This window comes from Robinsoniella sp. (genome assembly GCF_034124845.1).
In genome coordinates this window covers 1-5,473 of sequence record NZ_JAWYAJ010000355.1, presented here as the reverse complement: position 1 = coordinate 5,473, position 5,473 = coordinate 1, and the positions used below count along the sequence as shown (strand labels likewise).

The following is a 5,473-nucleotide window of genomic DNA, read 5'->3' as shown; positions in this document are numbered from 1 at the left end:
TAAATATCTGTCTGGTAGTTATGCTTTGGTGTAACCGCCCTCCGATATGTGCTGATAATTTCATGCCGGGGATTATATAGATACATCGCCACCACACCGTCTGTAGTGGCAAAATGGCTGGTACCAAAATTGTAAGCCAATCGATAATAATCGGTTCTCAGTTTCTCGATTTTTTCTTTATTTTTCAGCCCCTGGATCAGATCCTTTTCACTGTAAATCTCGATCATGTTGCTTTCCATGTTTTTAACAAATATGTAAATTTCATTTTGCATGTTTTGAAGAGAAGCAAAACTTTCCGCTTTCGCCTGGTTATAGATCAGACCGGATGAAGAATTTTCAAACAGGATCGTCTGTAAAATAAGTGCAAACAATGTCAATCCCAGGCACAGAATCAAAATTTTCACCCTCATCTTGAGATTTAACTCCAGTCTTTTTTTACTTTTTTCTTTTTGATGGTCTTTCATTTGTAAATGGTACCTGCCCTTTGCACTGTTATTTTATATTGCTGTATGATCATTAATAATTGGCCCCGTCAACTGTTACCATATTATCATATATTTATGAATTTGCAAATCTCAAACCCCCTGTTTTTGTGTAAAAGTACTTTTTGACATAAAATAACCCCTCAATCTGTGTCATATTCAACAACAGATAAAGGGTTTCTTTTACTTATATGCATAAAACAGCAGCCTTTTCTTTCTGGTAAGATAAAAATAACTCCGCCAGAAGAGGATCGAACTGGCTCCCCGCATTATTCTCTATTTCATTGCAGGCATATTCTTTGGAAATATCTTTGTTATAAGGCCGGCAGCTGACCATGGCATCGTAACTGTCCGCTATGGCACATATTCTCGCTGCAATCGGAATGTCCTTTCCTTTCAGGCCCTTGGGATAACCCATACCGTCCCATCGTTCATGATGGTACTCCGCCATTGCCCATACTGTCTGCAGATATTTCAGGTGTGATTCCTTTAAGAGACTGACTGCTATATCTCCTCCATAAAGAGCGTGCCAGTAAATCATGGACCGTTCTTTTTCCGAAAGCAGATCTTTTTTGCAGAGTACTTCTTTTGGTATCAGAATTTTGCCGGCATCATGATAAAGAGCACCCAGCCTGATCCCCTCTAAACGAACCTGGGCTGTTTCATCCGGATAAAGCTGTTCTTCACAGGCTTTTTTAAATAGCCTGCAGGCATTTCTTGCCGTAAAACTCTGATGAATATAGACCTCTCTTGGCAAATTCTGATATAATCTTAATATAATTTTCTGCATCGTATTTGTTGTGATTGTTTGCATGCGTTTCCCTCCTTTACCGCTCATTTCAAAACAGAAAGCCTGCCGTAAAGCTTTCTATTGTGACGATCAGATCAGGATATTCTTTTCCTGATCCATCATGCGTTCTACAAGTTCCTGTTTATACTTTCGGGCAATAGGAATCGATTCTCCGGTGTTTAAAAACAATTCATTTTTATCTAAATAATCCACATATTTCAGATTCACAATATAACCTCTGTGTGTCCTCATAAATGTGTCATCCGTTATTTTCTCTTCTATATTTTTCAAACTGTCATAAAAAAGAATCTCTTTCTTATCCCTGCATGTTATGCTGATCATACGGTGGTCTACTTTCAAATAGACGATTAGTTCGAATGGTATCCGCTGTATTTTTCCATTACTGATAAACTGCAGGGAGTTCCTCTTATTTCTCACAATCTCCCGAAAACATTTTTTCATAACTAATTCAAACTTTTTATGGGTAACTTCATTCTCTATAAAATAGTAAAATGGATTCACTTCATAGGATTCTATAATATCTTCTGTCTGGTTGCCCAGGAATAATATCTGGGTCTGTGTATGATCTTCACGAAATGCCCTGGCAATTTCAATCCCTTTCATCCTGCCCAGTTCCCAGCCAATCACGATAATATCTAATTCATGTGTCCAGTCATCTTTACAGAAAACTGCTTCTTTTCCATTTTCGTACAATAGAAAGCTTGTTTGATATCCATACTTTTGTGCTATATAGCGAATCAGGCTTTCATAGACCTGCAGCAGATACAAGGAAGCATTGCATAATAAAATATAAAGTGTCTTACCATCCAAAAGGGATCCGGAATCTGACATATTGTTCATGGTCACCGTCCTGCTTTCTGTTTCTTTTTTGGAAGTACTCAATTCCAGCTGTCCGGATTCATCTGTAAGATTTCCTTCTTTACTGCCATACTGTTTTTCGTACTTAGCGGGACCATATCCCCGGAATACATTTCCAGTTTATTCTTCATTATATTTTTCACATACTTCAGATTGACGATATAAGATCTGCTGGTTCTCAAAAATCCTTTGTTTCTGATCTTGTCTTCTATTATTTCCATATTTGCTATAAATTCAAACACATCTTTTTGCATATGAATGATAATATTTCTGCCATAGACCTCCATAAACTGAATATCATCCAGTTGGATTCTCTTCATTACACTGCCTTTTTTGCATAATATTCCATCTTTGATCTTTTCCTTTTTACGGCTCATTGCCTGCAGAAAAACTTCTTCCAGTTTTTTCTGGTATTCGCTTTTCATTAGATAATAAAATGGAAAAGTATCATATGCATCTACTGCAAATTCCCTGCTGGAGGTGAGGTAAATAATTTCCCCTTTATATCCTTTATCCCTCAGCATTCTGGACGTTTCCACACCATTCATTCTGTCCATTATAATATCCATAAAAATAATATCTATATGGCTTTCTGTAAACATTTCAAAATAATCGATTACTTCTTCACCGCTGGTAAATATCTTAATATAAATATCAAGATTATATTTTTCAGCAGATTTCTTCAAACATGCTTCGTATTTTTCTAAAATTACGGTATTATCATCGCATAAACAAATATTTACCATAATATCACTCCCTGTCCATATTTAATATTTAAACAGCCCTGCTCATAATATCGCAAAGCAGAATCTGCATAATAAATATTCCTTTTTCTGTAGTAAGTTCCATGATGCCATCATAACGCTGTACTGTCTTCTCTATATTTTTCAGCCCAAATCCATGATACTCTTTTCTTTTTTTAGTAGTTTCTAAGACTTTTCCATTTGTATCAAGTGTTCCCTGCATTGCATTTTCAATTTTTATTTTCAACAGACTACCAGCGCTGCTTGCGACTACATGGATAAATCTTTTTCCTTCTTCTACCTTTTCACATGCTTCTATGGCATTATCCAGAGCATTTCCAAAGATTGCACACCAGTCAGCCGGCTGAATATTCAGTTCTTTTTTCAGATTTAAATCTATTGTTAACCGGATATTTTTTTCTTTTGCAATCTGGGCTTTTTCAGATATAAGGGCATCCAGAATGTAATTATCCGTACGAACAATCTTTTCTTTGTGGTAAACCTGTTTAGAAATTCCCTTCAGGTATTCTTTGGCCTTTTCCGTGTTCCCATCCTCCAACAGACTTCCCAGGCATAGTAGATGATTTTTAATGTCGTGCTGGTAAGCACGTATTTCCTGATTCATGTTCACAATTGACTTATAGTGCCTTACCTGGTTTTCCATCTCATGTTCCAGAAGCTGTTTTTCTGTTTCCAGAATCTGCTTCTCCATCTCTGCATTTCGTTTTGCTATCTCAGCACGTTTTCTCAGCTGATCCACCATCATCTTAAATGCATCTGAAAACTCTCCCAGGTACTGGATCTGGATATCAAAATTCCCCTTTGCCACCTGCTTGGTCTGCCATGTTATATGGCTCAGTTTCGATTGTAAATCCTTCAGTGGGCCAAGAATCGGATTTTTTCTCTCCATCTGCCTGTCCAGCACCCCAACTGACATCTCACATATGTATTCGTACATATCCATAATTGATTTCCCTAAAAATAGCAGTGATTCCGAAAATTCCCTATACGGTGGATCCAACTGTTGCGGATCCAGATAAGCCGCGGGATGGTCATAAAGAACATGGTTTACATATTTCTGCATCCGTTCTATATTTTTATCCATAATCGTCACCTGTTTTCCTGATCTTAATTGCCGTCTTCCACAGCTTCAAATCTGCAGACACGGTCACCCTTCGCCCAGCAGTCAATTTCTGTTACTTTATAAGAATTTCCTGTATATTTTTTCAGAATACCATCCAGGAATCCTTCATCATAGTTGCAGACTGCCATCCCCAGTATTGGAAGACCGGAACAGTCCACATCTTCACTGATCGTAAATACCGCTTTGCGTTCTTTATCATCAAAGGATTCTATTCTTAAAATTCCGATTTTAAAATCAGAAAGAATTTTTTGAAGATGGATTAAAAAGGCATCCATATCCAATGTTAAATCCAGGACTTTTTCAGCAAATTCCATACCAGCTTTTTTGCCGCAATCCCTAAGTATCTGAACCGTTTTTTCCAATCCATATTGCTGTTCCAGCGTGTCTCTCATACTATACATAAATAAGCGATAGACAATTACAGGCATCTCAGGCCCAAGGTTTCTTCTTCCTGTCTGCACATCTCCCAAAACATCGAGAGAATATATCAATGGTTTCCTGCTTTCATTTTTTTCCATATCTGTCATCTCTTTTCTCTTTTTTCTATTTAACTGCTCAACTCTTTACAGTAATGACCAAACCTGCTTTTACTGCCCCAACCACCTCTTCCGTCTCCTGGTCCAGTACAGAAAAGACAGCGGTTGCCGGGTAATCTCCCTTTTCCAGATGGTCTGTTAATTCAGCATAGCGGATTCTATCTCCCGGACTTAAAATTCCGGATGCATATACCTCTTTATCAGACTCATCCAGAGTTATTTTTACAGTCATCTTATAAGGATTTTCCACCGGATTCGCAATCATAATTTCACCTTTAGCATCAGCACTTTCAAATTGTGGATGCGCCAATATCTGAAACCTGAAATTTTCGGCATCCGCTTTCTCTTGCAGTTCCTCCATTATGGGCGTTCCTGTCTTTGCATTCTGATCCAGTTTATAACCTTCATATATATGTAGTCCTCCTGCTGCGCACAATAATATACACAATCCGCCCCAAAGCACCCCCTTTTTCCACCTGCGAACTCCCATCCGCTTTTGTACACTCTGCATGTTCCGGCACCTCCTTTACTACAGCTTATCTTTTATCTCAATGCTGTTGATTACCAGTTCTTTCTTGGGCTTTTTTACCGCATCTACATGAACTCTGGAAAGATTTTCTGCCACATTCAGGCCTTTGACTATCTGTCCGAAAACCGTACTCTTATAATCCAGATAATAGGCTCCGCCAATCTTCATATAAGTATCAATTGCAGTCTGATACCTTTGCTGTATTTTTTCCGGTACCCCATCGGTACCGATTGATTGTATTCTCTGGTTCAGCTTGTCTTCGTATTCCTGAATTTCATCTTCACTCATTTTACTCTTTTTATTTCTCTCATTTAATTCCAGGCTGCCATCCTGAATCAGTTCATTCATATACATATTTGCGGACACCAGC

The 5,473-nt window shown here is 38.0% G+C and carries 8 protein-coding genes; all 8 read right to left on the bottom strand.

Annotated elements, in window-relative coordinates:
- The coding region (locus ACH2DQ_RS17715) for a hypothetical protein (RefSeq protein ID WP_395027691.1) at window positions 1-464 on the bottom strand (464 nt) is incomplete at its 3' end.
- 205 nt (window positions 465-669) lie between these two features.
- The gene (locus tag ACH2DQ_RS17710) at window positions 670-1,296 is read right to left on the bottom strand and encodes an HD-GYP domain-containing protein (protein WP_394910673.1); all 627 of its coding nucleotides are present in this window, start codon (window positions 1,294-1,296) and stop codon (window positions 670-672) included.
- Window positions 1,297-1,362: 66 nt separating this feature from the next.
- Window positions 1,363-2,133 (bottom strand): LytR/AlgR family response regulator transcription factor, encoded by a 771-nt coding sequence (locus ACH2DQ_RS17705; RefSeq protein WP_395027690.1) that lies wholly within the window; start codon window positions 2,131-2,133, stop codon window positions 1,363-1,365.
- Window positions 2,134-2,171: 38 nt separating this feature from the next.
- A complete protein-coding gene (locus ACH2DQ_RS17700; RefSeq protein ID WP_394910675.1) occupies window positions 2,172-2,897 on the bottom strand; it encodes a LytR/AlgR family response regulator transcription factor in 726 nt (241 codons plus the stop codon).
- Between the two features lie 28 nt (window positions 2,898-2,925).
- The gene (locus tag ACH2DQ_RS17695) at window positions 2,926-3,999 is read right to left on the bottom strand and encodes a sensor histidine kinase (RefSeq protein WP_395027687.1); all 1,074 of its coding nucleotides are present in this window, start codon (window positions 3,997-3,999) and stop codon (window positions 2,926-2,928) included.
- Between the two features lie 23 nt (window positions 4,000-4,022).
- A complete protein-coding gene (locus tag ACH2DQ_RS17690) occupies window positions 4,023-4,556 on the bottom strand; it encodes a V4R domain-containing protein (RefSeq protein WP_394910677.1) in 534 nt (177 codons plus the stop codon).
- A 37-nt stretch (window positions 4,557-4,593) separates the two neighbouring features.
- Entirely contained in the window at window positions 4,594-5,085 is a 492-nt protein-coding gene (locus tag ACH2DQ_RS17685) for a hypothetical protein (RefSeq protein ID WP_394910678.1), read from the bottom strand.
- A gap of 18 nt (window positions 5,086-5,103) precedes the next feature.
- Window positions 5,104-5,473: peptidylprolyl isomerase (locus tag ACH2DQ_RS17680; protein WP_395027685.1), on the bottom strand; the 370-nt coding region annotated here is incomplete at its 5' end.

Excerpts from the sequence above, each read along its gene's own strand:
- ACH2DQ_RS17710 (WP_394910673.1), bottom strand. The coding sequence starts at position 1,296 with ATGCAAACAATCACAACAAATACGATGCAGAAAATTATATTAAGATTA.
- ACH2DQ_RS17705 (WP_395027690.1), bottom strand. The coding sequence starts at position 2,133 with ATGAACAATATGTCAGATTCCGGATCCCTTTTGGATGGTAAGACACTT.
- ACH2DQ_RS17700 (WP_394910675.1), bottom strand. The coding sequence starts at position 2,897 with ATGGTAAATATTTGTTTATGCGATGATAATACCGTAATTTTAGAAAAA.
- ACH2DQ_RS17695 (WP_395027687.1), bottom strand. The coding sequence starts at position 3,999 with ATGGATAAAAATATAGAACGGATGCAGAAATATGTAAACCATGTTCTT.
- ACH2DQ_RS17690 (WP_394910677.1), bottom strand. The coding sequence starts at position 4,556 with ATGGAAAAAAATGAAAGCAGGAAACCATTGATATATTCTCTCGATGTT.
- ACH2DQ_RS17685 (WP_394910678.1), bottom strand. The coding sequence starts at position 5,085 with ATGCAGAGTGTACAAAAGCGGATGGGAGTTCGCAGGTGGAAAAAGGGG.